Origin of the sequence: Microterricola pindariensis, assembly GCF_002936985.1 — a bacterium.
In the GTDB taxonomy this organism is placed as follows: Bacteria; Actinomycetota; Actinomycetes; order Actinomycetales; family Microbacteriaceae; genus Microterricola; species Microterricola pindariensis.
Window position 1 is genome coordinate 1 of record NZ_MPZN01000048.1, and the last position, 24,112, is coordinate 24,112.

20 protein-coding genes are annotated in these 24,112 nt (G+C 71.9%); 7 read left to right on the forward strand and 13 right to left on the reverse strand.

Going from position 1 to position 24,112, the window contains the following annotated elements:
• Positions 1–730: ATP-binding cassette domain-containing protein (locus tag GY24_RS12935; protein ID WP_104476412.1), on the forward strand; the 730-nt coding region annotated here is incomplete at its 5' end.
• Positions 731–1,062: 332 nt separating this feature from the next.
• On the opposite strand, the gene GY24_RS12940 is transcribed toward GY24_RS12935, so the two are convergent.
• The 6 genes from GY24_RS12940 to GY24_RS12965 all read right to left on the reverse strand — a co-directional run bounded on the left by GY24_RS12940 (position 1,063) and on the right by GY24_RS12965 (position 8,015).
• A complete protein-coding gene (locus GY24_RS12940) occupies positions 1,063–2,475 on the reverse strand; it encodes an aldehyde dehydrogenase family protein (RefSeq protein ID WP_104476414.1) in 1,413 nt (470 codons plus the stop codon).
• A gap of 132 nt (positions 2,476–2,607) precedes the next feature.
• Positions 2,608–3,825, reverse strand: coding sequence for a multidrug effflux MFS transporter (locus GY24_RS12945; protein ID WP_233279359.1), 1,218 nt, complete (start codon positions 3,823–3,825; stop codon positions 2,608–2,610).
• 78 nt (positions 3,826–3,903) lie between these two features.
• On the reverse strand, positions 3,904–4,890 hold the full coding sequence (locus GY24_RS12950) for an alpha/beta hydrolase (protein WP_104476416.1): 987 nt from the start codon (positions 4,888–4,890) through the stop codon (positions 3,904–3,906).
• Positions 4,887–5,900 (reverse strand): alpha/beta hydrolase, encoded by a 1,014-nt coding sequence (locus tag GY24_RS12955; RefSeq protein ID WP_233279360.1) that lies wholly within the window; start codon positions 5,898–5,900, stop codon positions 4,887–4,889. The genes GY24_RS12950 and GY24_RS12955 overlap by 4 nt, the downstream gene beginning before the upstream one ends.
• The gene (locus GY24_RS12960; protein WP_104476418.1) at positions 5,897–6,871 is read right to left on the reverse strand and encodes an aldo/keto reductase; all 975 of its coding nucleotides are present in this window, start codon (positions 6,869–6,871) and stop codon (positions 5,897–5,899) included. The genes GY24_RS12955 and GY24_RS12960 overlap by 4 nt, the downstream gene beginning before the upstream one ends.
• A gap of 28 nt (positions 6,872–6,899) precedes the next feature.
• Positions 6,900–8,015, reverse strand: coding sequence for a zinc-binding dehydrogenase (locus GY24_RS12965; protein ID WP_104476421.1), 1,116 nt, complete (start codon positions 8,013–8,015; stop codon positions 6,900–6,902).
• Positions 8,016–8,186: 171 nt separating this feature from the next.
• Between GY24_RS12965 and GY24_RS12970 the strand changes: the two genes are divergently transcribed.
• Positions 8,187–9,551 carry an amidohydrolase gene (locus GY24_RS12970; protein WP_233279361.1) on the forward strand — a complete coding sequence of 455 codons (1,365 nt, stop codon included), beginning with the start codon at positions 8,187–8,189 and terminating at the stop codon, positions 9,549–9,551.
• Positions 9,552–9,620: 69 nt separating this feature from the next.
• On the opposite strand, the gene GY24_RS12975 is transcribed toward GY24_RS12970, so the two are convergent.
• A complete protein-coding gene (locus GY24_RS12975) occupies positions 9,621–10,361 on the reverse strand; it encodes an SDR family NAD(P)-dependent oxidoreductase (protein ID WP_104476426.1) in 741 nt (246 codons plus the stop codon).
• 94 nt (positions 10,362–10,455) lie between these two features.
• Between GY24_RS12975 and GY24_RS12980 the strand changes: the two genes are divergently transcribed.
• A complete protein-coding gene (locus GY24_RS12980) occupies positions 10,456–11,424 on the forward strand; it encodes an aldo/keto reductase (RefSeq protein WP_104476428.1) in 969 nt (322 codons plus the stop codon).
• 40 nt (positions 11,425–11,464) lie between these two features.
• Here the strand turns inward: GY24_RS12980 and GY24_RS12985 are convergent, their stop codons facing one another.
• Positions 11,465–12,229, reverse strand: a complete 765-nt coding sequence (locus tag GY24_RS12985; protein ID WP_104476430.1) for an alpha/beta fold hydrolase — start codon at positions 12,227–12,229, stop codon at positions 11,465–11,467.
• A 185-nt stretch (positions 12,230–12,414) separates the two neighbouring features.
• On the opposite strand from GY24_RS12985, the gene GY24_RS12990 reads away from it, so the two are divergent.
• The 3 genes from GY24_RS12990 (at position 12,415) to GY24_RS13000 (ending at position 15,640) form a co-directional block, all read left to right on the forward strand.
• Positions 12,415–13,413, forward strand: a complete 999-nt coding sequence (locus tag GY24_RS12990; protein WP_104476432.1) for a methyltransferase — start codon at positions 12,415–12,417, stop codon at positions 13,411–13,413.
• Positions 13,414–13,493: 80 nt separating this feature from the next.
• Positions 13,494–14,549, forward strand: coding sequence for a phosphotriesterase family protein (locus GY24_RS12995; RefSeq protein ID WP_161498737.1), 1,056 nt, complete (start codon positions 13,494–13,496; stop codon positions 14,547–14,549).
• On the forward strand, positions 14,546–15,640 hold the full coding sequence (locus GY24_RS13000; protein WP_104476436.1) for a phosphotriesterase family protein: 1,095 nt from the start codon (positions 14,546–14,548) through the stop codon (positions 15,638–15,640). The genes GY24_RS12995 and GY24_RS13000 overlap by 4 nt, the downstream gene beginning before the upstream one ends.
• A 311-nt stretch (positions 15,641–15,951) precedes the next feature.
• Here the strand turns inward: GY24_RS13000 and GY24_RS13005 are convergent, their stop codons facing one another.
• The 5 genes from GY24_RS13005 to GY24_RS13025 form a co-directional block, all read right to left on the reverse strand.
• Positions 15,952–16,545: a TetR/AcrR family transcriptional regulator gene (locus GY24_RS13005; RefSeq protein ID WP_104476439.1), complete on the reverse strand. Its 594-nt coding sequence runs from the start codon at positions 16,543–16,545 to the stop codon at positions 15,952–15,954.
• A 60-nt stretch (positions 16,546–16,605) separates the two neighbouring features.
• The gene (locus tag GY24_RS13010; protein ID WP_104476441.1) at positions 16,606–18,309 is read right to left on the reverse strand and encodes an amidohydrolase; all 1,704 of its coding nucleotides are present in this window, start codon (positions 18,307–18,309) and stop codon (positions 16,606–16,608) included.
• 5 nt (positions 18,310–18,314) lie between these two features.
• Positions 18,315–19,166 (reverse strand): MoaF C-terminal domain-containing protein, encoded by an 852-nt coding sequence (locus tag GY24_RS13015; protein ID WP_104476443.1) that lies wholly within the window; start codon positions 19,164–19,166, stop codon positions 18,315–18,317.
• A 163-nt stretch (positions 19,167–19,329) separates the two neighbouring features.
• The gene (locus tag GY24_RS13020; protein WP_104476445.1) at positions 19,330–20,088 is read right to left on the reverse strand and encodes a VIT1/CCC1 transporter family protein; all 759 of its coding nucleotides are present in this window, start codon (positions 20,086–20,088) and stop codon (positions 19,330–19,332) included.
• A 133-nt stretch (positions 20,089–20,221) separates the two neighbouring features.
• Positions 20,222–22,228, reverse strand: coding sequence for a primary-amine oxidase (locus GY24_RS13025; RefSeq protein WP_104476448.1), 2,007 nt, complete (start codon positions 22,226–22,228; stop codon positions 20,222–20,224).
• 262 nt (positions 22,229–22,490) lie between these two features.
• On the opposite strand from GY24_RS13025, the gene GY24_RS13030 reads away from it, so the two are divergent.
• A complete protein-coding gene (locus GY24_RS13030) occupies positions 22,491–24,017 on the forward strand; it encodes an APC family permease (protein ID WP_104476450.1) in 1,527 nt (508 codons plus the stop codon).
• Positions 24,018–24,112: the final 95 nt, after the last annotated feature.

Sequence of the window (24,112 nt, forward strand, 5' to 3'; positions counted from 1 at the left end):
GGGGGAGTGCGTCGGACTGGTCGGTGAGTCGGGGTCGGGCAAGTCCACCCTGGGCAAGGCCATTCTCGGCCTCGTCCCGGTCGCCGGCGGCCGGATCTCCTTCGATGGGCGCGACATCACCCACGCGAAGGGGCGCGAGCGGCGTGCACTCGCCTCCGACATCCAGGTGGTCTTCCAAGACCCGTACGGCTCGCTCGACCCGCTCATGACCATCGGGGACATCCTCGCCGAGCCGCTCGCCACCGCGGGCACCGGCAAGCGCGAGGCGAGGTCCCTGGTGGCCGAGATGCTCGACCGGGTGAGCCTGCCCCGGAACGTGCTCGAGCGGTACCCGAGCGAGTTCTCCGGCGGGCAGCGGCAGCGCATCGCGATCGCGCGTGCCCTCGTGCGGCGCCCGCGGCTGATCATCTGCGACGAGCCGGTGAGTGCGCTCGACCTGACGACCCAGGCGACGATCCTGGAACTTCTCATCGAGCTGCAGCGGGACACCGGGGTGTCCTACCTCTTCGTCTCGCACGACCTCGGTGTCGTGCGCCGGGTCTGCCACCGGGTCGCCGTGATGTACCGCGGCAACCTCGTGGAGACCGGTGATGGCGAGCAGGTCACCCGGGAACCGCAGCACGCGTACAGCCGCCGCCTGCTGACGGCGTCCCCGATCGCCGACCCGGCCGGCCAGGCCGAGCGGCGCCAGGCCTGGCTGGAGCTGCGACAGGAGTCCGCGGCCGTGTAGGCAGCCGTCCGGCACCGAGGCGGGCCGCTCCATCGAAACGGCCCCGCCTCGTCGCACGGGGCGCGGACGCGCCCCGCCTGCACTCGATGCATCGACTACGCGAAAAGTGCGCCACCGCTGTGCAGGTGGCGCACTTTTCGCGTAGTCGATGGGCGGCCGGGGTTTCTCCCGGACGTCCTCGATGACGAGTTGGACCAGGCGAGGTCGCCCGGCCGGCGTGGGCATGAGCGGCCCGGGACACGAGAACCTCCGCGGATCGAATCGATCGATGGCGGAGGTTCTCGGTTGACGCCCTCAGGCTACGCTGCTCACAACCTGTGAGGGGCGAGCAACTAGCCGCTGACGACCTGCGGCTCCGCGACGGCCTTGAGACCGTCGACGCCGAACTCGCGGCCGTAGCCGGACTGCTTCGCCCCGCCGAAGGGCACCATGGGGTGCAGCCCGCCGTGGGAGTTGATCCACACCGTGCCGGCCTGCAGACGGGCCGCGATCTGGCGCGCCGCGTCCCGGTCGGCCGACCAGACCGAGGCGCCGAGGCCGAACTCGAGCTCGTTGGCGAGGCCCACCACGGCGTCCAGGTCGGTGTAGCGGATCACCGGCAGCGCCGGGCCGAACTGCTCCTCCAGCACGAGGTCGTTGTGCGGGTCGATGTCGGCGACGATCGTCGTCGGGTAGAAGTTGCCGACCGCGTCGTGGTCGGGGTCGCCGCCGAGCACGACGCGCGCCCCGGACGCCTTCGCCGATTCGACCAGGCGGTGGACGATCTCGTACTGGCCGCGGTTCTGCAGCGGGCCGAGCACGTTCTGCTCGTCGAGGCCGACGCCCATCGGCATGCTCTTCGCGAAGGCGACGAGGTGCTCCAGCACCTCGTCGTAGACGGCGTCGTGCACGTACAGGCGCTTGAGCGCGGCACAGGTCTGGCCGGTGTTGATGAATGCGCCCCAGAACAGGTCGGCGGCGATGGCCGCGGCGTCCACATCGGGCAGCACGATGCCGGCGTCGTTGCCGCCGAGCTCGAGGGTCAGCCTCGTGACGTTGTTCGCGCTGGCCTCGATGATGCGCTTGCCGACATCCGTCGAGCCGGTGAACATGATCTTGCCGACCCTGGGGCTCTTCGTGAGCGCGTCACCGACCGTGCGACCGGGGCCGGCCACGATGTTCAGCACGCCCTCCGGCAGCACCTGGTTCATGACGGCGACGAGCGCCAGGCCCGAGAGCGTCGTGGTCTCGGCCGGCTTCGCGACGACCGTGTTGCCCATCCGCAGCGACGGCGCGATCTGCCAGATGGCGATCATCATCGGCCAGTTCCACGGCGCGATGGCGCCGACGACGCCGATCGGCCGGTAGTGCATCTCGGCGTAGTTCTCGCCGTCGTCGACGATGACCTCGACGGGCAGCGGGGTGTCGGCGGCGGTGCGCAGCCAGACTGCGCAGGCGGACACCTCGAAGCGCGCATTCGGGCCGTTGAGCGGCTTGCCCTGCTCGCGCGAGAGCAGCTCGGCGAGCGGCTCGGCCGCGGCCTCGATCGCGTCGGCCGCCCGGTGCAGGAGCGCGCTGCGCTCCTCGCCACTGAGCGCGGCCCAGGCGGGCTGTGCCGCCGCCGCCCGGTCGATCGCCGACTCGAGGTCGGCGACGTCCTGCACCGGGGCGGTGCCGATCAGCGCGCCGGTTGCGGGATCGTGGACCTCGCGCGCCGGGCCAGTCTGCGGCGTGATCGCCGCGAGAAGTGTGTCGTAGTTGTGCATGGATCCTCCACTATGAGTCCGGTCTGCACCCACGATAGGTCGGCGTCCCGCGGCGGGATTGACCGCGTCCGCACAGCAGTTGACGTTGCGCGAAGAGAGCGGCTCCTCCTCCACGGTGACCAGGAGCGGCGGTCAGTGGTCGACGGCGACGCCCCGCAGCATCGGGCGCACGACCGAGAGGGCGAGAGTCGTGGCGATGACCGCGGAGAGCGCCACCGTCAGCGACATGGCCAGCGCCGTGGCGCCGCCGAGCGCGGCCAGCGGGGCGACGATGGGCCCGACGACGAACATGGCGGTGCCGAGCACGGCGGATGCCGTGCCGGCCCGCTCGGCATGCCCGCCGAGCGCCAGGGTCGTGCCGTTGGGCCCGCCAACGCCCGAGCTGAACAGGAAGACGGCCAGCACGATGAGCACGCCGACGACGCCGGCGCCCGAGAGCACGACGATGAGCATCGCCACGGCGGCGAGTGCCGTCGCGGTCTGCCCGGTCAGATACATTCGCACGGGGCCCAGCCGGCGCACGAGGAGCCGGCTGAGCTGCGCGCCGCCCATGTTGGCGAGGGCGTTGATGGCGAAGAACACGCTGAACAGCTGCGGGCTCAGCCCGAACTCGCCCTGCAGCACGAAGCTCGACATGGAGAGGTAGGTGAAGAACGCCACCCCGCCGGCCGCCGAGACGATGAGCATCACCACGAACAGCCGGTCGCGGGCGAGCGCGCCGAAGTGCTGCATCGTCGTGCCGAACCCGCCGCCGTGCCGTGCCTCCTGCGGCAGCGTCTCCTTCAAGCTGGTGAACGCGAGCACGAAGAGGGCGACGCCGATGCCGGCCAACACCCCGAAGATGCCGCGCCAGTCCATGAACAGCGCCAGCTGGCCGCCGATCACCGGCGCGATGATCGGGGCGGAGGCGCCGACCAGGGCGAGCAGCGAGAGCATGCGCGAGAGCTCGACGCCGCTGTACATGTCGCGCGCGATGGCCAGGCTCAGCACGATGCCGGCCGAGCCGGCGAGCCCCTGCAGCAGCCGCGCGACGAGCAGTACCTCGATCGTCGGCGCGAACACGCAAGCGAGTGAGAACAGCGCGAACAGGGCGACCCCGACGAGGAGCGGCCGGCGCCGCCCGAAGCGGTCGCTGAGCGGGCCGGCGAGGAGCTGGCCGAGGCCGAGGCCGATCATGCAGACCGACATCGTCGCCTGGGCGAGGGTGTCGCTGGTGTCGAGGGACGCCGCCAGCTGGGGCAGCGTCGGCATGTACAGGTCCATCGAGAGCGGCCCGAAGGCTTCGAGGGCGCCGAGCACGAGCACGCTGCGACGCACGCTCATGGTGCGGACGGGGGCGGTGGCGGTCATGGGGTTCCGAATCGGAGGGGGTGGCGGATGCCGCCGGCCGGCGGCATCCGTGGGGCGGCGACCCGCCGCACGCGCGGCTCAGAGGCCGAGCGTGCGACGGATCCAACTGTCGCGGGCGGCGAGGGCCGCCTGCGACACGACGGCGTCGGGGGAGAAGCCGGAGAAGCCGTGATAGGCGCCGGCCCAGACGTGCAGCTCGGCCTGGCCGCCCGCCGCCCAGATGCGCAGCGCGTAGTCGACGTCCTCATCGCGGAACACCTCGGCTGCCCCGACCTCGATGTAGGCGGGCGGGAGCCCGCCGAGATCGGTGGCCCGCGCGGGTGCCGCATAGGGCGAGACGGCGTCGCTGTGCCGCAGCTCGCCGAGCACCGCGTTCCAGGCGGTGTCGTTGTTGTTGCGGTCCCAGGCGCCGAGGCCGTCATACTGCCGGCTCGACACGGTCTCGTTGCGGTCGTCGAGCATCGGGCAGTTCAACAGCTGCCCGGCCAGGGCGGGGCCGCCGCGGTCGCGGGCCATCAGCGCGACGGCCGCCGACAGGCCGCCGCCCGCGCTGGCGCCGGAGACGATGATCCGCTCGGGGTCGACGCCGAGCTCGGCGGCGTGGGCGGCGAACCATTCGAGCGCCGCGTAGCAGTCCTCCGCGGCGGCCGTGCCCGGGTGTTCCGGGGCGAGGCGGTACTCGACGGCGACGCCGACGACGCCATGGCGCAGCGCGAGGTCGATGAGCTCGCCGGTGCCGAAGAAGCGCGTGCCGAGCACGAGGCCGCCGCCGTGGATGCCGAGCACGCCGGGGGCGGCTTCGGCCGGGGCGGCGCCGGGTGCGCGCCGCGGCCGCACGATGGTGACCTCGACGTCGGGGGCGCCGGCCGGGCCCGGGATGACGCGATTCTCCCAGTCGACCGCCAGCTCGCCGACCTGCGCCTCCATCGGCGGGATGATCGTGGCGAAGTGCTCCCGGTTGGCGAGGATCGTGTCCGCGCGCAGCGGGATGCGCTCGACCAGCTCGAGGAAGCCGGCCAGGCCGTCGACGAGCTCCGGGTCGTAGGGTACCGGGCGCGCGCTCATCGCACACCTTCGAGCTGCAGGATGCGGCGCAGCCAGGAGTGCCGGGCGTCCAGCGCCGCCCGGGCCAGCTCCGACTCCGGTGCGTACATGTCGAAGCCGTGGAATCCGCCCGCCCAGATGTGCAGCTCGGCGTTGCCGCCGGTCGCCCAGATGCGGGTCGCGTAGTCGACGTCCTCATCGCGGAACATCTCGGCCGCGCCTGCCTCGATGAACGCAGGCGGCAGGCCGCTGAGGTCGGTGGCCCGGCTGGGGGCGGCGTACGGCGAGGCCGCGGTGCTGAGGGCCAGCTCCTCGCCGAGCACACAGCGCCAGGCCAGCAGGTTGGCGTCGCGCATCCAGGTGCCGATGCCGTCGTACTGGTGGCTGGCCACGGTCGTGTTCGTGTTGTCCAGCATCGGGCAGAGCAGCAGCTGCCCGGCCAGGGCAGGACCGCCGCGGTCGCGGGCGAGCAGGGCGACGGCCGCGGAGAAGCCGCCGCCTGCGCTGCCGCCCATCACCACGATGCGCTCCGGGTCCGCGCCGATCTCGGCGGCGTGCTCCGCTGTCCAGAGCACCCCGGCGTAGCAGTCCTCGACGCCGGCCGGGAAGGGGTGCTCGGGAGCGAGGCGGTACTCGACGTTCACGGCGATCACGCCGAGCTCGAGCACCAGCTGGATGACGCGCTCGGACTCCCAGTGCCGGTGGCCGAGGATCATGCCGCCGCCGTGGATGTTGACGAGCGCGGGCAGCGCGGCATCCGCCGCCGTGTGCCCGCGCGGCCGGAAGATCGTGACCTCGATATCGGGGGCGCCGGCCGGCCCCGGGATGATGCGCTCCTCGGTGTCGACGGCGCGGCCGGCGATCGCCTCGACCGGGCCGGGGAACATCGTGGCCAGCCCCGGCCGGGTCGCCGGCAGCGACTCCCAGCTGAGCGGCGGCTGTGGGGAGGCCGCCATGAACTCGAGCACGGGGGCGAGCTCCGGGTCGAACGGAACGGGGACGACGCCGGCCGGCGTCGCGCGGGCGCTCACGGTCCCTCGGGATCGACGATGCCGTTGTCGGCCCAGAACGGGGCGACGCGGGAGCGGAGCTCGGCGGCGCCGACGCGCTCGACGAGTTGGATGGCGCCGATGTTCTGCTCGAGCTGCTCGAGGCGGGTCGCACCAAAGAGCGTCGTCGTGTTCGCCGGGTGGGTGAGCGTGAACGCCACCGCGAGCTGCGCCGGCGTCGTCTCGAGCTCCTCGGCGAGGGCGATCACGCCGGGCACGGAGGCGATGATCGCGGCCCGGATGTCGCCGGGGTCGCGGCCGACCTCGCGGTCGGGGTTGACCTTGCCGGCGAGGATGCCGCCCTCCATCACATCGGAGGCCTGCATGGTGAGGCCCTGCTCCCACAGCCCCGCGAACGGCGCCCCGTCGGGGATCGAGCGGCGGGACATGCTGTACTTCAGCTGCGCGATCTGCGGGCCGGGCACCCCCTCGGCCGCGGCGACGTCGATCAGCTCCTGGATGTTGCCGGCCGACCAGTTGTTCACGCCCCACGCCCGGATGCTGCCGGACTCCTGCAGCTCGGCGAGGTCGAGCACGAGCTCGCGCAGCTCCAGGTCGTCGCGGCGGAGGTCGCCGAGGATCACGAGGTCTGAGTAGTCGGTGCCGACGCGGAACAGCGCCCGCTCCAGCTGGGGCCGGAAGCCGTCGGGGCCGAAGCCCTCCAGCCAGAGCTTCTCGGAGAGCAGGTAGTCGGAACGTTCGAGCCCGGCCGCCCGGACGATGGCAGAGAACAGCACGTCGGTGAAGGCGGGCGGGCCGCCGGGGAAGGCGTAGACGCCGACGTCGAAGAGGTTGATGCCTCGGGCCGCGGCGGTGGCGACCAGCTCGACGGAATCCTCGAAGTGCATCCGGTCGTAGGTGTGCCACGAGCCGAGCGAGAGCACGGAGGCCTCGAGGCCGGAGCGGCCGATGCCGCGGCGCGGGATGGCCGGGGCGGAGACGGTGGTGGTCATGGTGGTCTTCTTTCGCTTGTCGGGCTGCCTACGGCAGGCGGGGGTCGATGACGGCCTTGATCTCGCCGAGGGCCGACATGGCGGCGATCTTGGCGGATGCGGCGGAGAGGCCAACGGGGGCGCTGAACAGCTCGTCCCACGGCATCCGATCGGCGAAGGAGCGGAAGAACTCGATCGCGCGGTAGTAGTCGGAGATGTCGCCGTTGAGCGACCCGACCACCGAGAGCTCTTTGCCCATGATCGCCGAGAGGGTGATCGGCGCACCGGTGGGGCCGGTGGATCCGACGATCACGACGGTGCCGCGCTGGGCGGCCATCGCGATGGCCTCCGGGCCGACGCTCGGGGCGCCGGCGAAGTCGAGCACGAGGTCGGCGCCCTGCCCATCGGTGAGCTCCAGAACCCGGGCGATCGTGGCCTCGGACCCGCCGCTGATGTCGACGACGGCGTCCGCGCCGAAGCGGCGGGCCGCGGTCAGCCGGTCGGCGGGGGCGCCGACGGTGATGACGGTGCCCGCCCCGGAGAGGTGGGCGACGGCAGTCGCGAAGATGCCGAGGGCGCCGGACCCCTGCACCACGACGCGGGAGCCGGGGCGCACGCCGCCGGCGCGCTGGAAGGCGCGCAGCACGGTCTTCGCGGCGCAGCCCGCCATCGATGCCCAGGTGTCCTTCACCTCGTCGGGCAGCCGGAGCTTGGCGGCACCCGGCGTCACATAGGCGTACTCGGCGAGGCCGGCCGTAGCGTACGGCGGTACGTCGGAGCGCTGCAGGAAGCCGTAGCCGCGCTGCGAGCAGGCGACCGGCTCGCGCAGCACGGTGCAGCCGAAGCAGCGGCCACAGGTCGACTCCGACCAGCCGATGCGGTCTCCGACCGCGAGCGCCCGGCCGAGGGCGTCGGTCGTGCCGGGCCCGACCGCGACGATCTCGCCGACCATCTCGTGGCCGAGCACCATCGGCAGCATGCCGGGGAAGGTCATCCTGCCCTGCCAAATCTCGATGTCGGTGCCGCAGAGCGTCGTGCAGGCGATGTGCACGAGGGCGGCGCCCGGCTCGATCTCGCCCGGCAGCGGAATCTCCTGCAGCGTGAGATCCTCGCCGTGTGCGGTCAGCACCGCGGCGCGGGTCGATGTCGGAAGGGAAATCGTCATTGAATGCTCCTTTGTGCGGCCCGCGGATCGCAACGCTGTCGAACCTGTCGCCGGTTTGGGTTATTCTACATACGTTGACTTACATTGCGAAGCTCTCGAGGAGGAGATGTGCAGCGATCTGATCGGGACGAAACCGACAGCCCAGCCGAATTGGTGTTGCGAGGCGGGGCCGTGCTCGCGCTGGATGCCGCGGGAACGCGGGGAACGGCGGTCGCGGTGCGGCGGGGGCGCGTCGTGCTCGTCGGCAGCGACGCCGAGGTGCAGCCGCTCATCGGGGCGGGCACCCGCGTCATCGAGCTCGACGGCCGTGCCGTCATCCCCGGCATCAACGACTCCCACCTGCACGCGAGCTGGCTCGGCGCCCTCTGGCCCGACACGGTCTTCGGCGCGATGGGAGAGCAGGGCGACGCCGTGGCGTTCGAGGGCGATCCGCACGACGCGGCGCCGGCGGCCCCGCTGATCACCTCGGCGGGGGAGGCCAGAGCCGCGATCCTCCGGGCCGGCCGGTTGGCGGCGTCGCTCGGCATCACCAGCTACACCGAGCCGGGGCTCGGCCCGGGCGAGGACGCCGGTGCGACGGGCTGCTTCGGCCAGCTGGTGCTCGACGAGTACCGCGCGCTCGCCGCGGAGCGGGCACTCACGGCCCGCGTCACCGTGCTCATGTTGTTCGGCGTGCTCGACGGCCCGAGCGAGCTCGGCAGCTTCACCGCCCGGCTGAACGCCACGGTGCGCGAGACGGGTCAGCCGGACTGGCTGCGGATCGCCGGGGTGAAGATCTTCGCCGACGGCATCCCGCCGATGCTCCAAGCATGGACGCGCCGGAGCTACCCGGACGGCAGCTCCGGTGATCTGCTCGTCGCCGGCGCCGACATCGCCGAGCGTGAGGCGAGCCTGCGGCAGATGATCAGCGCCGCCCACCTGGCCGGCTTCCAGGTCGGGGTGCACGCGACGGGCGACCGTGCGATCGAGGTGGTGGCGGATGCCGTGGCCCACGCGCAGGCGGCGGCGCCGGCCGAGTTGCGCCACTACGTGATCCACGGCGACCTCGTTGCGCGCGAGTCGCTGTCCGCGATGGCGGGGCTCGGCATGGGGCTGAACGTGCAGGCCGGCATCGCCGTGCTCACCGCGCCCTGGCTCGCCGGCGTGCTCGGCGAGCAGGCTGCGGCCGATGCCTGGCCGTTGGCCGAGGCGCTCGCCGCGGGGGTCTCGCTCTCGCTGAGCTCCGACGCCCCCGTGCTCTCGCCGGACTGGCGCGAGGGCATCGCGGCGGCCGACGCCTGGATGGGCTCGCCGGCGCCCGGGGAAGAGGAGCAACGGATGCTCGCGCTCCTGCACGCGTACACCGTCGCCCCGGCCCGGCAAGACGGCGCCGAGGCCTGGAAGGGTTCGCTCGAGCCGGGCAAGGTCGCCGACCTGGTGGTGCTCGCGGCGGACCCGCTGACGGTTGCGCCGGCCGAGCTGCCCGGCGTCGCCGTCGACCTGACCGTCGTCGACGGTGAGGTCGTGTTCGAGCGCGAGGCGGCGCTCGTCGGCTGAGGCCCGACCGGCGAGACGACGATGGCCCCTGCGGAACCGCAGGGGCCATCGTCCGTTCCGGTGTCGCGCTCAGACGAGCAGCTGCCCGCCGTCGACGGGCAGGCTCACGCCCGTAATGTGGCCGGCCCCCGGCCCGGCGAGGAAGGCGACCGCGGGGGCGATGTCCTCGACCGCGGCGAGCCGCGCCAGCGGGATCCGCGACTCCCACGCGGCGCGGGCGGGGGAGCCCTCCGGCATGCCCAGCTGCAGCATCGGGGTCAGCACGGGGCCGGGAGCGACGGCGTTCACGCGGATGCCGTGGCCGGCCAGCTCGATCGCCGCCCAGCGGGTGAGCGAGTCGACGGCCGCCTTGCTCGACTCGTAGGCGCCCATCCCGGGCGTCGGCTGCTTGCCGCCGATCGAGGAGATGTTGACGATTGCGCCCTTCGTTCCCGCGGCGATCATCTGGTTCGCGACGGCCTGGGTCACGTTGAAGGTGCCGACGATGTTCACGTTGACGATCGAGGCGTAGGCCTCGGCGGAGAGCTCGGTGATGGCGCCGTGCACCGAGAGGATGCCGGCGTTGTTGACGAGCACGTCGATGGGGCCGTACTCGGCGGCGACCTCTGCGACCGCGGCGGAGACGGCGGCCGGGTCGGTGATGTCCAGCGCGACGGCGGCCGCGCCGATCTCGGACGCGGCGGCGGCCACGGCATCCGCGTTGACGTCGGCGAGCACGACGCGGTCGCCCTGGGCGAGAAAGGCCTCGGCGATGCCGCGGCCGATGCCGCCGCCTCCGCCGGTGATGAGCACGGTGCGGGATTCGGTCACGGTGGAAACTCCTTCGTCTCACGCCGGGCGGCGTGCATGGGGTTATATTATACGAACGTAGAAAATAAAGCGATGATGCTTCTGAGGAGACCCCATGAGTTTTGAAGGAACCGTCCCCACCCGCCGCCTCGGCCCCGCCGGTCCGGAGGTGCCCGTCTTCGCGCTGGGCTCATGGAACACCTGGGACCGGATGGAGTTCGATGACGCGGTTCGGCTCATCCAGCGCGCGGCCGCCGTCGGCGCCGCGTTCTTCGACGTCGCGCACTACAACATGGGCCCGCACGCCGAGAACGCCCGCACCGACCTGATCTTCGGCGAGGCCGTGCGGGTCGCCGGGCTCGCCCGAGAGGACTACCTGCTCTGCGGCAAGCTCTGGCTGTGGGAGTACCCGGCGACGAGCTTCGCCAGCCAGATGGAGACCTCTCTCTCCCGCATCGGCGTCGAGAAGGCCGACGCCGTCGTGGTCGGCGACTACATGGGCCCCATCGACGTTCGGCAGATCGTCACGGACGTCGCGGCCGAGATCGCGGCCGGCCGCGTGGGCAGCTGGGGCGTCAACAACTGGCAGGCCGCCGACATCACCCTCGCGCTCGACTTCGCCGAGGCCGAGGGGCTCACGCCGCCCACCTTCGCGCAGCTGAAGTACGGCCTCGCCCGGCGCACGATGGCCGAGGGCGCGCACTACGGCGAGCTGTTCCGCTCCGGCCGCCTCGCACTGCAGGCCTCCGACGTGTTCGAGGGCGGCATTCTCGCCGGCAAGCTCGCCCCCGAGCGCAAGATCGGGGCAGATGTCGGCGGCATCCGCGAGCAGATCGTCGCCGTCTACCCCGAGCTCGCCCGCATCGCCGCCGGCCTGGACGCGACGCCGACGCAGCTCGGCATCGCCTTCTGCCTGGCCAACCCGGCCACCGCGAACGTGCTGTTCGGGGTGTCGCGGATTGAGCAGCTGGAGGACAACCTCGGCGCCCTCGAGCTGCTGGACCGGATCGGCGCCGACGCGCTCCGGGCGGCGACGGCCGGGCTCTGGGTCGACCGCGCGGTCAACGCCGACGGCAGCTGGTAGCCGCCGCCAGCCGCGGCGGTGCTCAGCTGAGGAACAGTGCTCAGCGGAGGAAGTCGAGCGCGGCCGCCCGGAACTCGGCCGAGCCGAGGGCGCCGTGGTGGTCGCCCGGGACGCGCAGGAGCGCGGCATCCGGCACCAGTTCGACGAGGCCCTCGATGCCGCCGGTCATCATGTCGTCGCTGCCGGCCACGAACAGCGTGGGCAGCTGCGGCGCACCGGACGGCGTGGCCGCGCCCGCCGTGCGGCCGGGCAGGAATGGCTCGCTCGCGAGGCCGTCGATCAGGGCGATCAGCGACTCGGGGTCGTTGCCGGGCGCCGACACCATCTGCGCCATCATGCCGATCAGCGGGGAGGTCGGCTCCTGCGTCCCGGCGGAGGCAGCGCGCAGCGCGGCGGTGTCCAGCTGGGCGAAGGGGTCGAACGGGCTGATGCCGCCGAGCACCAGCCGGCGCACCCGCGGGTTGGCGGCGGGGAGTTCCCAGGCGAGGCGCGCCCCGAGCGAGTAGGCGACGACATCCGCCTGCTCCGCCCCGGCCGCCGCGATGGCGGCGTCGACGGCGTCGCTGAGCGCGCGCACCACCGCGGTCGTGCCGACGCCCGCATCGACGGCCGCGGCGTTGGCGCCGTGGCCGGGCAGGTCGACGACGACCGCCGTGCGCCCGGTGGCTGTGGCGGCCTCGTGCCAGCCGCCGGCCACCCAGTCGGACGCGCCGGAGGAGGCGAAGCCGTGGAGGAAGACCACCGGGGGAGTCGGGGCGGCGTCCTCGCCGCCCGCGGGGGAGAAGATCTGCACGGAAAGGGCCATGGTTGCACTCGCATTCGCTCGGGGCGCCTCATCGCGCCTGCTGTTATTCTACGCACGTTGAAATTGAGGGAGAGCCGCACGCACGCCGCTTGCATGTTTATTGTCAACGCTTGTAGAGTTTCCCGAGACCGCACCAGCCGCGGGCTGCGCGACGACGCCGGCCCCGCACTCCGAAGGAGAACACCATGACGGCAACGCAGCCGACGACCACAGCAACCCCCGAGGCGATCCTCGACATCGCGATCGGATTCATGGGAGCGAAGCAACTCTTCGCCGCCAGCCGGGTCGGCCTCTTCAGCGCCCTCGCCGACGGCCCCCGCTCACTCGACGAGCTGACGGCTGCGACCGGGGTGTCCGCCCAGCAGCTGCGCATCCTCGCCGACAGCATGACCGCGCAGGGCCTCATCACCCGCACCGGCGGGCGCTACGAACTGACCCCGGATGCCGCGGCCTACCTGACCGCAGGCGGCGCCGGCATCGACCTCACCCCCTTCCTCGCCTTCCTCAACGACATCAGCTACAAGCAGTGGCTGCGCTACGACGACACCGTCGACAGCGGTGCCGCCGGCACCCTCGAGCTCGACGAGGCCGGCTGGGGCGACTTCATGGCCGGCGTCATGACCTACAACGAGCTGCACGCCGAGCAGCTCGCCGCCCACTTCGACTTCTCCCACTACCGCAACGCACTGGACTTCGGCGGCCTGAGCCCCGCGTTCGCCGTGAACGGCATGAAGGCCAACCCCGAGCTGAACACGCGCTTCGTCTTCGCCCCCGACTTCACCGACTCGGTGCAGCAAGCCGTCGAGGCGGCCGGCGTCGCCGGTCGCTCCCGGGTCGAGGGCGGTGACACCGAGACCGTGCAGCCGGGCGGCGAGCACGACCTCGTGCTCGTGAACCACGTCATCCACCGCTTCGACGACGCCCAGAACCGCGTGATCTTCGCCAACGCGCGCGCCGCCGCCGCACCGGGAGCCCACCTGGTCGTGCTCGACTTCTTCCTCGACGACAACCCGGTGCAGCGCAAGATCGACGCGCTGCACGCCGGCGAGTACTTCAACATCGACGGCACCGTCGTCTACCCGGAGTCGACCGTGGCCGAATGGCTCGGCGCGACCGGGTGGAAGCCCGTCGAGACGATCGCCCTGCCGGGCAGTCCCCGCATCCTGGTGGCCGAGGCGGTCTAGCCCTCCGCGTGCACGAGCACCCCGCCGACCGCGTTCCCCGCCCGGTCGGCGGGGTGCACCCCAGAACCCCGAGGAGCGCCATGTTCGTCTCGACCGTCAGCGGCCCCAGCGCGCCGCACTCCCTCGGCGTCACCCTGCCCCACGAACATCTCATCGCGAACTTCGCGACACCGGAGGAATCGGAGGACGGCTGGCGTCGCATCGGCCGCACGCGCCCGACGGCCGCCGCCGAGGCCGCCTTCTACGAGGCCGCGGTCGGCATCGAGATGCTGGGCGCGCTCAACCTCGGCGCCCCGAACCGCGACAACCTGCGCCTGGACCACGAGCTGCTGGCCATCGCCGAGGCCGGCGAGTTCGGCCGGCTGGGCGGCGGGGCCATCGTCGACCAGACGAGCATCGGCCTCGGCCGCAACCCCGGTGCCCTCCGCCGGATCGCCGACACCACCGGCCTCGCCGTCGTGATGGGGGCCGGGTGGCACCACCCGGCGTGGTCGCCGGAGCTGGCCGAGCGATCGCCAGCGAGCATCGCCGCCCAGATCGCGGCGGAGATCGAGGTCGGCGTCGACGGCATCCGGGCCGGGCTCATCGGTCGGGTCGGCGCGATCGACCCCGCCCGGGAGGACGAGCGGCGACTCCTGCTCGCGGTCGCCGCCGCCGCACGCCAGACCGGGGCGCCCGTCAGCATCACCCGCTCCGCTACCATCGCCGACACGCTCGCCGTGCTCGACATCCTCGAGGCCGAGGGGGTGCAGCCGTCCGCGGTCGCACTCGGCGACGCCGCCGCGCTCCTGGCGCGGCCGGCGGAGCTCGACGCCGTCCTGGCGCGCGGCGTCTACGCGCAGTTTGACCGTCTCGGCGACATCCCCACGATCCTCACCGAGGTGAGCGACCACGACATCGCGCTCGGCATCCTCGGCCTCGCCGCCCGCGGTCTGGCCGGGCAGCTGCTGATCTCGCAGGGCGTGCGGCGCAAGATCGACCTGAACGCCTTCGGCGGCAACGGCTACGGCTTCCTCCTCGAGCAGTACCTGCCCTACCTGCGGATGCTCGGGGCGGATGACGGCCTGCTCGCCGCCCTCACCGAGGGCAACCCGCAGCGCTGGCTCTCCATGCCGGCACGCGAGGAGCGCGCATGACCGCCGCGATCCCGAGCGCCGCCATCCCGAACATCGCCGGCCAGGTGCTCACCGTCACCGGCCCGGTCGCCCCGGAATCCCTCGGCCAGGTGCTCATGCACGAGCACATCTTCATCGACATCCGGCGCCCGCTGCACAATCCCCGGCCGGGCTGGGGCACCCCGGGGTCGACGGAGCCGCTCAGCCTCGCGAACCTCGCCGCCGTGCGGCGGGGGCGCATCATCGAGCACAACGACCTGCTCGGCGACTTCGACGAGATGCTGGCCGAGGTGGGGGAATTCCGCACCCTCGGCGGCGGCACCATGGTCGAGGTCTCCAACACCGGGCTCGGCCGCGACGCCCGCTCGCTCGCCAGGCTCTCCCGGGCCAGCGGCCTGCAGATCGTGATGGGCGCCGGCTGGTACGAGAAGAACTTCCACCCGGCCGACATGGACCGGAAAAGCGTCGAGGAGATGGCCGCGGAGATCGTGCGCGACATCGTCGTCGGCGTCGACGGCACCGCGATCCGCTCGGGCATCATCGGCGAGGTCGGCGTCGAGGGCAACCCGCTCACCCCGAACGAGCTGAAAAGCGTGCGCGCCAGCGGGCGGGCGTCCCGCATCACCGGTGCGCCGATCACCTTCCACCAGGGCGGCTACGGCGAGGAGAAGTTCCGGGTGCTCGACATCCTCGAGGACGAGGGGGTCGACCTCCGCCACGTCGTGATGGGCCACGCCGGCACCCTCGGCGACGACCTGCCGTTCGCCAGGCGGCTCCTCGCCCGCGGCGTCCTCGTCGAGTTCGACTTCCTCGGCACTCCGGGCAGCCCGTGGGGCACCCTCTGGCCGTTCACCGACCTTGCGGTGGCCAGGGGCATCGCCGCGCTCGTCGACGACGGCCACGCCGACCGCATCGTGCTCGGCGGCGACGTCTGCCAGCGCGTCCAGCTGAAGCGCTACGGCGGGCAGGGCTACGGCTACATCTCTGAGCACTTCCTGCCCGCGCTCGGCCGGCTCGGGGTGGGCGACGACGTCCTCCGCGCCATCATGGTGGACAATCCCGCCCGGGCGCTCACCTTCCGGGAGCCCCGCCCCGTCGCCACCGCCGGTTGAGCCTGCCCCGCTGGTTGAGCTCGTCGAAACCCCGGGGCGGTGTGTATCTTCACGTTGGCTAGAGGGGGCCGCGCCGCGAGGAACGAGCAGCGCAGCCCCCGAAGCCCGGCAGCCGGCGTGATCGGCTTCTGCGCCACTTTGGGCGGGTGCGCGCCCGTTGAGCTGGCGCGGTTCCCGCCCAACTGGCGCAGCGACCTCGTGCGGGCGTCGGCTTCGGTCGCTGGCGCTCCCTCTCACCAACGGTGGAGAGCAGCTTTCCGCTGGTTGGGCCCGTCGAGACCCCAGCGCCGCCGGTCGAGCAGGGCGAAGCCCTACGGCCGCCCGAGCCGCTCGAAGAAGCCGTCGAGCTGGGCCTGCTGCAGTGCCGGGGTGTTCTGCTCCGGGTTGATCACGCTCATCAGGGTCGCGCCGACGTTCATCGTGACGAGCTCCTGGATCAACTGCTCGTCGGGGGTGTTGCTCAGGATGTCGCCGTCGGCGCGGCCCTCGGCGATGAACTGTGCCAGCGCCTGCCGCCAGATGACGAGGTGGTCGACGTAGATCTCGTGCAGGTGCTCGTTGGAGGCGGCCCGCTCCCAGAACGAGAGCAGCACGCGGGCGGCGGTGGTGCGCTCGGCATCCAGCGGCAGGGACGCCTCACTGATGCCGCGGAGCGCCGCGAGGCCGCGCTTACCCTCGACCGCCACCCGCACGACTTCGCTCATCTGGGCGAGCGAGAGCTCGTAGGTGCCCTGGATGATGTCGTCCTTGCCCGGGAAGTAGTGCTTGAGCGCACCATTGGCGAACCCGGCCTCCGCGGCGATCTCGCGCATGGTGGCCGCCTCGATGCCGCCCTGGATGATGAGCCCGCGGGTCACCTCGATGATGTCGCGGCGACGCTGATCGTGGTCGATCACCTTCGGCATGCAGGCCCCCTTTAGCTCTGAATTGCATCCAGTCTGCCCGTTTTGGGAACGCACAGATAGTCAACAAGTGTAGAGCAACGGGTGGAGAGCCTGCGGCCCGCCGGTCAAGAGGGTCTTCTGTGCGAAGACCAGGCGCCCGGCGAACCAGGTTTCCCTGGCCCGCGCCTGGATCAGTGTGTCGATCGGGGAGTCGAACGGGTTGCGGTCGAGCAGCACGAAGTCGGCCGACTTGCCGGTTGCCAGCGAGCCGGTCTCCGCGCCCAGCCCCATCGCCGTGGCCGCATTGATCGTGAACGCCGCGATCGCCTCCTCCAGCGTGATGGCCTGCTCCGCCCAGAGGGTGCCGGGGAAGACCCCGTGCGGATCGGCGCGGGTGACCAGCCCCTGGATTCCCTCCCACGCGTTCGGGGATTCGCTCACCGGCCAGTCCGAGCCGCCGGCCACGAGGGCGCCGGTGTCGATCAGGCTGCGGTTGGGCTGCATCTGCGCGGCCCGCTCGGCCGGCAGCACGCTGGCGATGGCATCCGGGATGACGCCGGGAAACCAGATGAACGGCGAGATGTCGGCGGCGACGCCCAGCTCGGCGAAGCGGGCGAGGTCGCTCTCTGCCACGAACTGGCCGTGCGCGATCTGGTAGCGGGTGTCGGTGTAGCCCTCGGCGCGCAGCTGCTCGACGGTGTCGAGCACAAGCCGTGCGGAGGCGTCGCCCGTGCAGTGGATCTTGGCCGAGAGCCCGCGCTCGGCGGTGCTGCGCAGCCAGCCGAGCAGCTCCTCCGGCGCCATCGTGGTGGTGCCGCAGAAGTGGGCGCCGTGCTCGTCGTCCGGCAGGAACGGCTCGAGGAACGCCCCCGTGCGGGCCGGAGGCACGCCGTCGAGGAAGATCTTGACGAAGTCGGGCCGGTGGTGCTCGCTGCGGAACTCCTCGCCGCGCGCCAGCAGCTCCTCGCCGACTGGGTCGTAGCCGAAGATCTGGTCGTTCACGGTGAGCGAGCTCACCACCCAGGCGTTCAGCTCGCCGGCGTCATCGAGCGACTTGAGCGACTGCAGGATCGGCAGTGAGGCGGCCGCGTCCTGGAAGGCGGTCACGCCGTGGCTGGCCAGGATCTCGATGCCGCGCTGCGAGCACCGGCGGTGCTGCTCCGCGGTGAGCGTGTGAGTGCGGGCCAGCGCCTCCTCCACGGGCATGCCCGCAGCTTCGAGCAGCACGCCGCTCGGGGCGCCGCTGACCGGGTCGCGCATGATCACGCCGCCGGCGTCGGGCGTGCTGGCGGCCGTGATGCCGGCCAGCTCCAGCGCCCGGCTGTTCACCCAGCGGTTGTGCCGGCTGTCGTCGCTGAGCATGACCGGGCGGCCGCCGGATGCCGCGTCAAGGCGCTCGCGCGCGGAATCCGTCGACAGGGCGTCCATCAGCCCCGAGCCCCAGCTCCCGCCGAGCACCCAGCCGTCGGCCGGGAGCCGCACCGCATAGTCCTCCACCGCGTCGAGGATCTGCGGGAGGGTGGCGGTGGCCGCGAACGACAGCTCGTAGAGCTCGGTCTTGCCGGCCAGCGCGTGGTGGTTGTGCACGTCGACGAGCCCGGGCATCACGAAGGCACCGCCCAACCGCCGCAGCATGGTGTCCGGGCCGCGGTGGGCCAGCGCCTCGGCCTCGCTGCCGACCGTCAGCAGCCGCCCGGCCGCCACGGCGAACGCGGCGGCGAAAGGCCGCGCGGGGTCGGCCGTGTAGACGGTGGCGTCCAGCACGATGAGATCTGCGGTCGTCATGGCTCTCAGGCCGCCGTGCCGATGGCGGCCGGGTCGTACTGCTCCGGGTGCACGGTCGTCGAGAGCAGCCGGCCGAAGGCACCGAACGTGAAGTGCGTGGGCACCTCGCCGCTCGCGTCGAGGCCGAACAAGACGCCGTGGGAGCGGATGTTTCGCGCATCGCGGTGGTCGGCGATCGTCACCGAGCCGCAGGGGATGACCTTCTCCCGCCAGGCGAAGATGTAGATGCCGGGGCGCACCTCCCACACCGTGTTCTCGTCGGTGTCGGCGAGGCCGCGCTCCGGGCCGGCCAGGCACTGCCAGCTGTACCAGCTCGGCGAGAGGTACACGTGCTCGTAGGCGTGCTCGGCGCTGTACACCCACTGCACGCGGCGGCCGACGAGGCTCGTCGTCGGAGCCGCCTCCGCGCCGGTCGTCGGGATCTCCTCGATCAGGCCCGGCACGAAGATCTGCTGCACGGCCGTGCGGCCGGGGACCGGCTCGCCGATCAGGCTGATCACGGCCAGCGCCCGGCCGGCCCGCAGGTCGAGCACGAGCGAGACGGCCTCGTTCGGCAGGTAGTTGTGGTGGAACTGCACGAAGTAGAGCTCGTCGTCGACGAGGAAGGCCTCGTAGTCGTCGGTCTCGGATGCCGGCTCGGTCTCGTCGCCGCCCCCCGGCGCGTAGTCCCAGGCCACCGTGTGCTCGGCGAAGACATGGCGGATGCGGGTGCCGCGTTCGTCGACCACCGTGAACGTGCGTCCGGCCAGGTCGAGGGTGTGCGGGGCCTTGTTGGCGTCGAAGCCGGGCGCGAGCCCGTCCAGCGGCAGCCAGCTGCTGGTGTCTGCGGGATTCAGCGTGACGGCGTTGTCAGTCATGGTGCCCTTTCCGGGGTGGGAGGTCGGCGGCGGAACGGCGCCCGGCGCGGCGCCTCGGCCGCGGGCCGGAGCCGGCTCGAGTCCCACGATAGGTCGCGGCATCCTGGGCCGGTTGACCTCTGCGGCACAGGGGTTGACTGTGCGCGAAGAGTGCCCCTGCGCCCTACACGACGCCGCTCGTGTTCAGCAGCGTGCCGATCGCGAACGTGGCCGCGAGGGCGAGCGCGCCGCCGAGCACGACCCGCAGCATCGCGCGCCCCTTCGGCGCCCCGCCGAGCTGCGCGGCGATGGCGCCGGTCGCGGCAAGCGCAAGCAGCACGGCGACGAAGGTGGTCGGAACCCGCCAGGCCTCCGGTGGCAACAGGATCGCCAGCATGGGCAGGATCGCGCCGAGGGTGAACGCGATCGCGGAGGCGTAGGCGGCATGCCACGGGCTCACGACGTCGTCCTGGTCGATGTTCAGCTCGGCCGAGAGGTGCGCGCCGAGCGCGTCATGCGCGGTGAGCTCGACCGCGACCTGCCTGGCCGTGTCGGGCGAGAGGCCCTTGGCCTGGTAGATGCCCGCGAGCTCGGCCAGCTCCTGCTCCGGCATCTCGGCAAGCTCCCTGGACTCCTTGGCGATGAGGGCGTGCTCGGTGTCGCGCTGGCTGCTCACCGACACGTACTCGCCGAGGGCCATCGAGATCGCGCCGCCGATGAGGGCGGCCGTGCCGGCGGTGAGGATGGCGGCGGGGTCGCGGGTCGCCCCGGCGACGCCGACGACCACGGCGGCGACCGAGACGATTCCGTCGTTGGCGCCGAGCACGCCGGCCCGCAGCCAGTTGAGCTTCTGCGCGATGCCGCCGGTGTGCGGCTCACCGCTATGGGGCTCCGTGGGGTGGGCGGCGGTGGGTGCGGCGTCGGGGGTGCCTTCGTTGGACATGCCGCTACTCAACCACCACTTCGCCGCGGCCACACCCTGTCCGCCGGAACAAGCCGGAGCAAGCCGGAACAAGCCGGAGCGCAGCGGGGGCGCCGGCCCGGTCGGGACGGCGCCCCCGCTCGGGAAGTGCGGGCTAGTGCCCGCAGCGGCACTCGGCGTCGCCGGTGCTGGCGCACGCCCCGGCGCCGGGCCGCACGCCGTCCGGAACGTCCAGTGCCGGGTTGCGGTCGAGGAATCCGTGCGGCTTGAGCATGAAGCCGGAGTAGTCGACGGGCATGATCGGCCAGTCTTCCGGGCGCGGCACGTGCGTCGGGCCGAAGACGTGCCAGAGCACGATGTCGGTGCCGTCCAGGTCGCGATCGGCCGCCGTCCAGGCCGGCAGGCCGGCCCCGCCCTGGTGAGCGTTCGGGTAGTCGCCGGCGGGGAAGCGCTCGGCGGCGTCGAAGGCGGTGCCCCAGAGGTGCTTCGTCGCGAAGGTGGCGCGGCCGTGCACGGTGGACTCCGGCTGGGCCATCAGCGTCGGCCCGCCCTGCGGGTGCAGCCGGTAGGCGGTCGGCTTTCCGACGTGGTTGGTGCGGTGCGCGCTCGCCACCTCCCAGACGCGGCCGGCCGCGGGGGCGGCCAGACGCTGCGCCTCCTGCTCGGTCTTCAGCGGGGTCGACGTCCAGGTGAACGCGTTGCCGTACGGGTTCTTCTCGCCGATCGGGATGCCGACGACGTCGATCTCGCGCAGCACGTTGTCCTCGCCGTCGATCGCGACGTCCAGGCGCGCGCAGAACAGGTGCTGGTGCACGGGCGCGAAGATGCCGGGGGCGATCTCCGGTGCGTGCGGGTTGGCCTCGCCGGGGTGGCCGGCGCCGGCGAACACGATGCCGGTGGCCTTGGCCTCGACCTGAATGGTGCCGTCGAGGTAGAAGTACCAGAAGAAGCCGTAGTCGTAGTTGCCGATGGTGGAGAAGTAGCTGACCACGAGGCGGCGGCTGCGGCGCACCTCGCTCTTGCCCTGCAGGTCGGTGTGCTTCCAGAGGATCCCGTAGTCCTCCTCGTGCATGCAGACAACCTGCGGGATCTTGACCGGGTGGCCGTGGTCGTCGGCGACGAAGCCGTCGAAGTAGTGGATGACGCCGAGGCAGTCACAGCCGAGCGTCAGCGAGTTCGCGTTCTTGCCGAGCAGGTACTCGCCGGCGTCGAAATAGCTGATCCAGAACCGGGTCGAGGTGGTGTCGCCGTAGGGCACCACCATCTCGGGCACGCTGGCCCGGTGCAGCACGGGACGGTCCTCGTCGCCGTCGCGGAAGCTGACCTGGTTCAGCACGAGACCCTCGCGGGCGTTGAAGCCGACCCGGAACTTCCAGTTCTCCCACTCCACGTGAGAGCCGTCCACGTGGAAGCTCGGGCCCTCCGGCTGGGTGATCTCGATCGGCTTCAGCGTGGTGCGGGCCGGGCCGATCGCGTCGACGCCGTAGTTGCCGGAGGCGGCCGGAACAGGCACGTCGCCGTCATCCTCGACCCGGAGCACGCCGCCGGTGGTGAGGTCGATGTGCACGATCAGGCCCTCGACGGGGTGCGCCCACGGGCTGTCCTCCTCGAAGTCGCGCAGGAAGGTGAGCGAGCGGATGACGCGGCGCCCCACCTCGTCGTCGCGGCCGAAGAATCCCGGGGCCAGCGGAGCGCAGAAGGCGAGCTCGATGCGGTCGGCGAGGCCGCGGCGGGCCATGGCTGCGCGCCACTCCGGCGAGGCCTTGGCGATCTCGGCGGCGCGGTCGTACTCCTCGAAGAGGTACTGCGGCTGGCCGTACGGCGGCTGGTCGGTGGCGAGGGAGAGCTGTTCGACGACGGCGTTGGCGGTGATCGAGACGACGGCCTCGGAGGCGACGCCGGTGGCGACGTCGAGCAGCACGTAGTGCACCCGGCGCTCGATCGCATCGCCCGTGCGGAAGCCGGCGACGGCCTCCTTGTCCGGCTCGACGGGCAGCACCTGGGCGCAACGGTCGGTCTCGCCGAGCAGACCGGCCGCCACCAGGATGGCGCGACCGGCGCTGAGCTCCTCCGCCGTCAGCGGGTCGAGCGGGTGCCGCACGGCGGCGGGCGCGCTCGTCGCGGCCGCGTGGGAGTGGAGGGTGTCGGGGGTGTGCGTCATTGCAGTTCCTTACAAGGTGCAGGCCAGGATGGGCGGCGCTGCGGTAGCTACCTGCCTCCAGTATCGACCGCCCCGCCGACCCCGACTTGTCTGCGAGCGTGAACGACTTGACGGTGAGCGCGCAGCCGCCGCGCTTGTGCCCGCCCAGTCAAGTGGCGTGCGCGCACAACACAGTGGCCGGCGGGGCAGGCGGCCACACTGAGTGGCATACCCGCACGGAGAGTGGCCGGCACCGGCCACCAGTCGAATCAAAGGAGATTCCGTGAGCAGCTCACCCTCGACGGCCCAAGCCAGACCTGCGCGAGCAGGGGCGCCGGCACCGGAACGCCGCAAGCTCGGCGTCCTCGCCGTTGCCTTCCTCATTGTTGCCGCCTCGGCTCCGCTCACCGTGATCGCCGGCGGCGTGACCTCGACCTTCTCGGTGACCCACGTCGCCGGCGTCCCGCTCGGCTTCCTGATCTTGGCGGCGGCGCTCGCCATCTTCGCGATCGGCTACGCGGCGATGAGCCGCTTCATCAACAATGCGGGCGCCTTCTACGCCTACGTCGCCCAGGGAATCGGCCGCCCGACCGGCGTCGGCGCGTCGCTGGTGGCGCTCGTCGCCTACAACATGATGCAGCTGGGCATCTGGGGTATGTTCGGCTTCCAGGTATCGATGCTCATCGGTGAGAAGACGGGACTCGACATCCCGTGGTGGGTGGGCGTGCTCGTCGGCATCGTCATCGTCGGCATCATGGGCGTGAACCGGGTCGACCTCTCGGCCAAGGTGCTCGGCGTGCTCGTCGCGCTCGAGTTCCTCGTCGTGATCGTCTTCGACGTGGTCGCGTTCACCAACCCCGCCGCCGGCTTCTCCACCGAGCCGATGAGCCCCGCCGCCCTGTTCGTGCCCGGCGTCGGAGCCGTCTTCGCCTTCGGCATCGCCGCGTTCATGGGCTTCGAGCAGGCCGCCATCTACGGTGAGGAGTCGAAGGACCCGCGCCGCACCATCCCGCGCGCCACCTTCCTCGCCGTTGCCGTGATCGGCGTGTTCTACGCGCTCTCCGCCTGGGCGCTCGCCCTCGGCATCGGCGTCGACAAGATCACCGACCCCGGCGGCATCTCCGGCGAGGAGGCCGGCCCGCCGCTGTTCTTCGGCTTCGTCGCCGAGAACCTCGGCGTCATCTGGGTCGACATCATGTCGGTGCTGTTCATCACGAGCATCTTCGCCGCGCTGGTCAGCTTCCACAACGCCGTCGCCCGGTACTTCTTCTCCCTGGCCCGCGAGGGCGTGCTGCCCGCCAAGCTCGCCGCCGTGCGCCAGACCACCGGGGCCCCCTGGGTCGGCTCGCTCGCCCAGAGCGTCATCGCCGTCGTCGTCGTGATCGCCTTCGCCATCGGCGAGGCCGGCTGGAACCCGGAATCCGGGCCATACCCCGTCATCACCCTCTTCACCTGGCTCACCAACACCGGCGCCCTCGGCCTCGTGCTGCTCATGGCGGTGGTCTCGCTGGCGGTGGTCGGCTTCTTCCGCAAGGACGCCCGCGGCGTCGGCGTCGGCAGCAGGCTGGTCGCGCCGATCGTCTCGGCCGTGGCGCTGGCCGCGATCCTCCTGTTGATCCTCAGCAACTTCGACGTGTTGCTCGGCCAGCCGGAGTCGAACGCGACGACCTTCCTGCTGCCGGCCATCGCGATCCTGCCCGGGGTCATCGGCATCGTCTGGGCGTACGTCATCAAGCGCCGTCGTCCAGAGGTCTATGCCCGCATCGGGCATGGGGCGGATGCCGGTGACGCTCAGCTCGGCGACGCCTAGTACCGAGTGCCCAGTGGCCCCTGGCCCGAACGCGAGTTCGGGCCAGGGGCCACTGGCGTTCCGGCCTGCGGGGTCGGGGGAGCAGCCCGCCGAAA

What these genes read in the sequence shown, in the direction of transcription:
- GY24_RS12940 (WP_104476414.1), bottom strand. Translation starts at nt 2,475, where the DNA reads ATGCACAACTACGACACACTTCTCGCGGCGATCACGCCGCAGACTGGC.
- GY24_RS12945 (WP_233279359.1), bottom strand. Translation starts at nt 3,825, where the DNA reads ATGACCGCCACCGCCCCCGTCCGCACCATGAGCGTGCGTCGCAGCGTG.
- GY24_RS12950 (WP_104476416.1), bottom strand. Translation starts at nt 4,890, where the DNA reads ATGAGCGCGCGCCCGGTACCCTACGACCCGGAGCTCGTCGACGGCCTG.
- GY24_RS12960 (WP_104476418.1), bottom strand. Translation starts at nt 6,871, where the DNA reads ATGACCACCACCGTCTCCGCCCCGGCCATCCCGCGCCGCGGCATCGGC.
- GY24_RS12965 (WP_104476421.1), bottom strand. Translation starts at nt 8,015, where the DNA reads ATGACGATTTCCCTTCCGACATCGACCCGCGCCGCGGTGCTGACCGCA.
- GY24_RS12980 (WP_104476428.1), top strand. Translation starts at nt 10,456, where the DNA reads ATGAGTTTTGAAGGAACCGTCCCCACCCGCCGCCTCGGCCCCGCCGGT.
- GY24_RS12985 (WP_104476430.1), bottom strand. Translation starts at nt 12,229, where the DNA reads ATGGCCCTTTCCGTGCAGATCTTCTCCCCCGCGGGCGGCGAGGACGCC.
- GY24_RS12990 (WP_104476432.1), top strand. Translation starts at nt 12,415, where the DNA reads ATGACGGCAACGCAGCCGACGACCACAGCAACCCCCGAGGCGATCCTC.
- GY24_RS12995 (WP_161498737.1), top strand. Translation starts at nt 13,494, where the DNA reads ATGTTCGTCTCGACCGTCAGCGGCCCCAGCGCGCCGCACTCCCTCGGC.
- GY24_RS13000 (WP_104476436.1), top strand. Translation starts at nt 14,546, where the DNA reads ATGACCGCCGCGATCCCGAGCGCCGCCATCCCGAACATCGCCGGCCAG.
- GY24_RS13005 (WP_104476439.1), bottom strand. Translation starts at nt 16,545, where the DNA reads ATGCCGAAGGTGATCGACCACGATCAGCGTCGCCGCGACATCATCGAG.
- GY24_RS13010 (WP_104476441.1), bottom strand. Translation starts at nt 18,309, where the DNA reads ATGACGACCGCAGATCTCATCGTGCTGGACGCCACCGTCTACACGGCC.
- GY24_RS13015 (WP_104476443.1), bottom strand. Translation starts at nt 19,166, where the DNA reads ATGACTGACAACGCCGTCACGCTGAATCCCGCAGACACCAGCAGCTGG.
- GY24_RS13020 (WP_104476445.1), bottom strand. Translation starts at nt 20,088, where the DNA reads ATGTCCAACGAAGGCACCCCCGACGCCGCACCCACCGCCGCCCACCCC.
- GY24_RS13025 (WP_104476448.1), bottom strand. Translation starts at nt 22,228, where the DNA reads ATGACGCACACCCCCGACACCCTCCACTCCCACGCGGCCGCGACGAGC.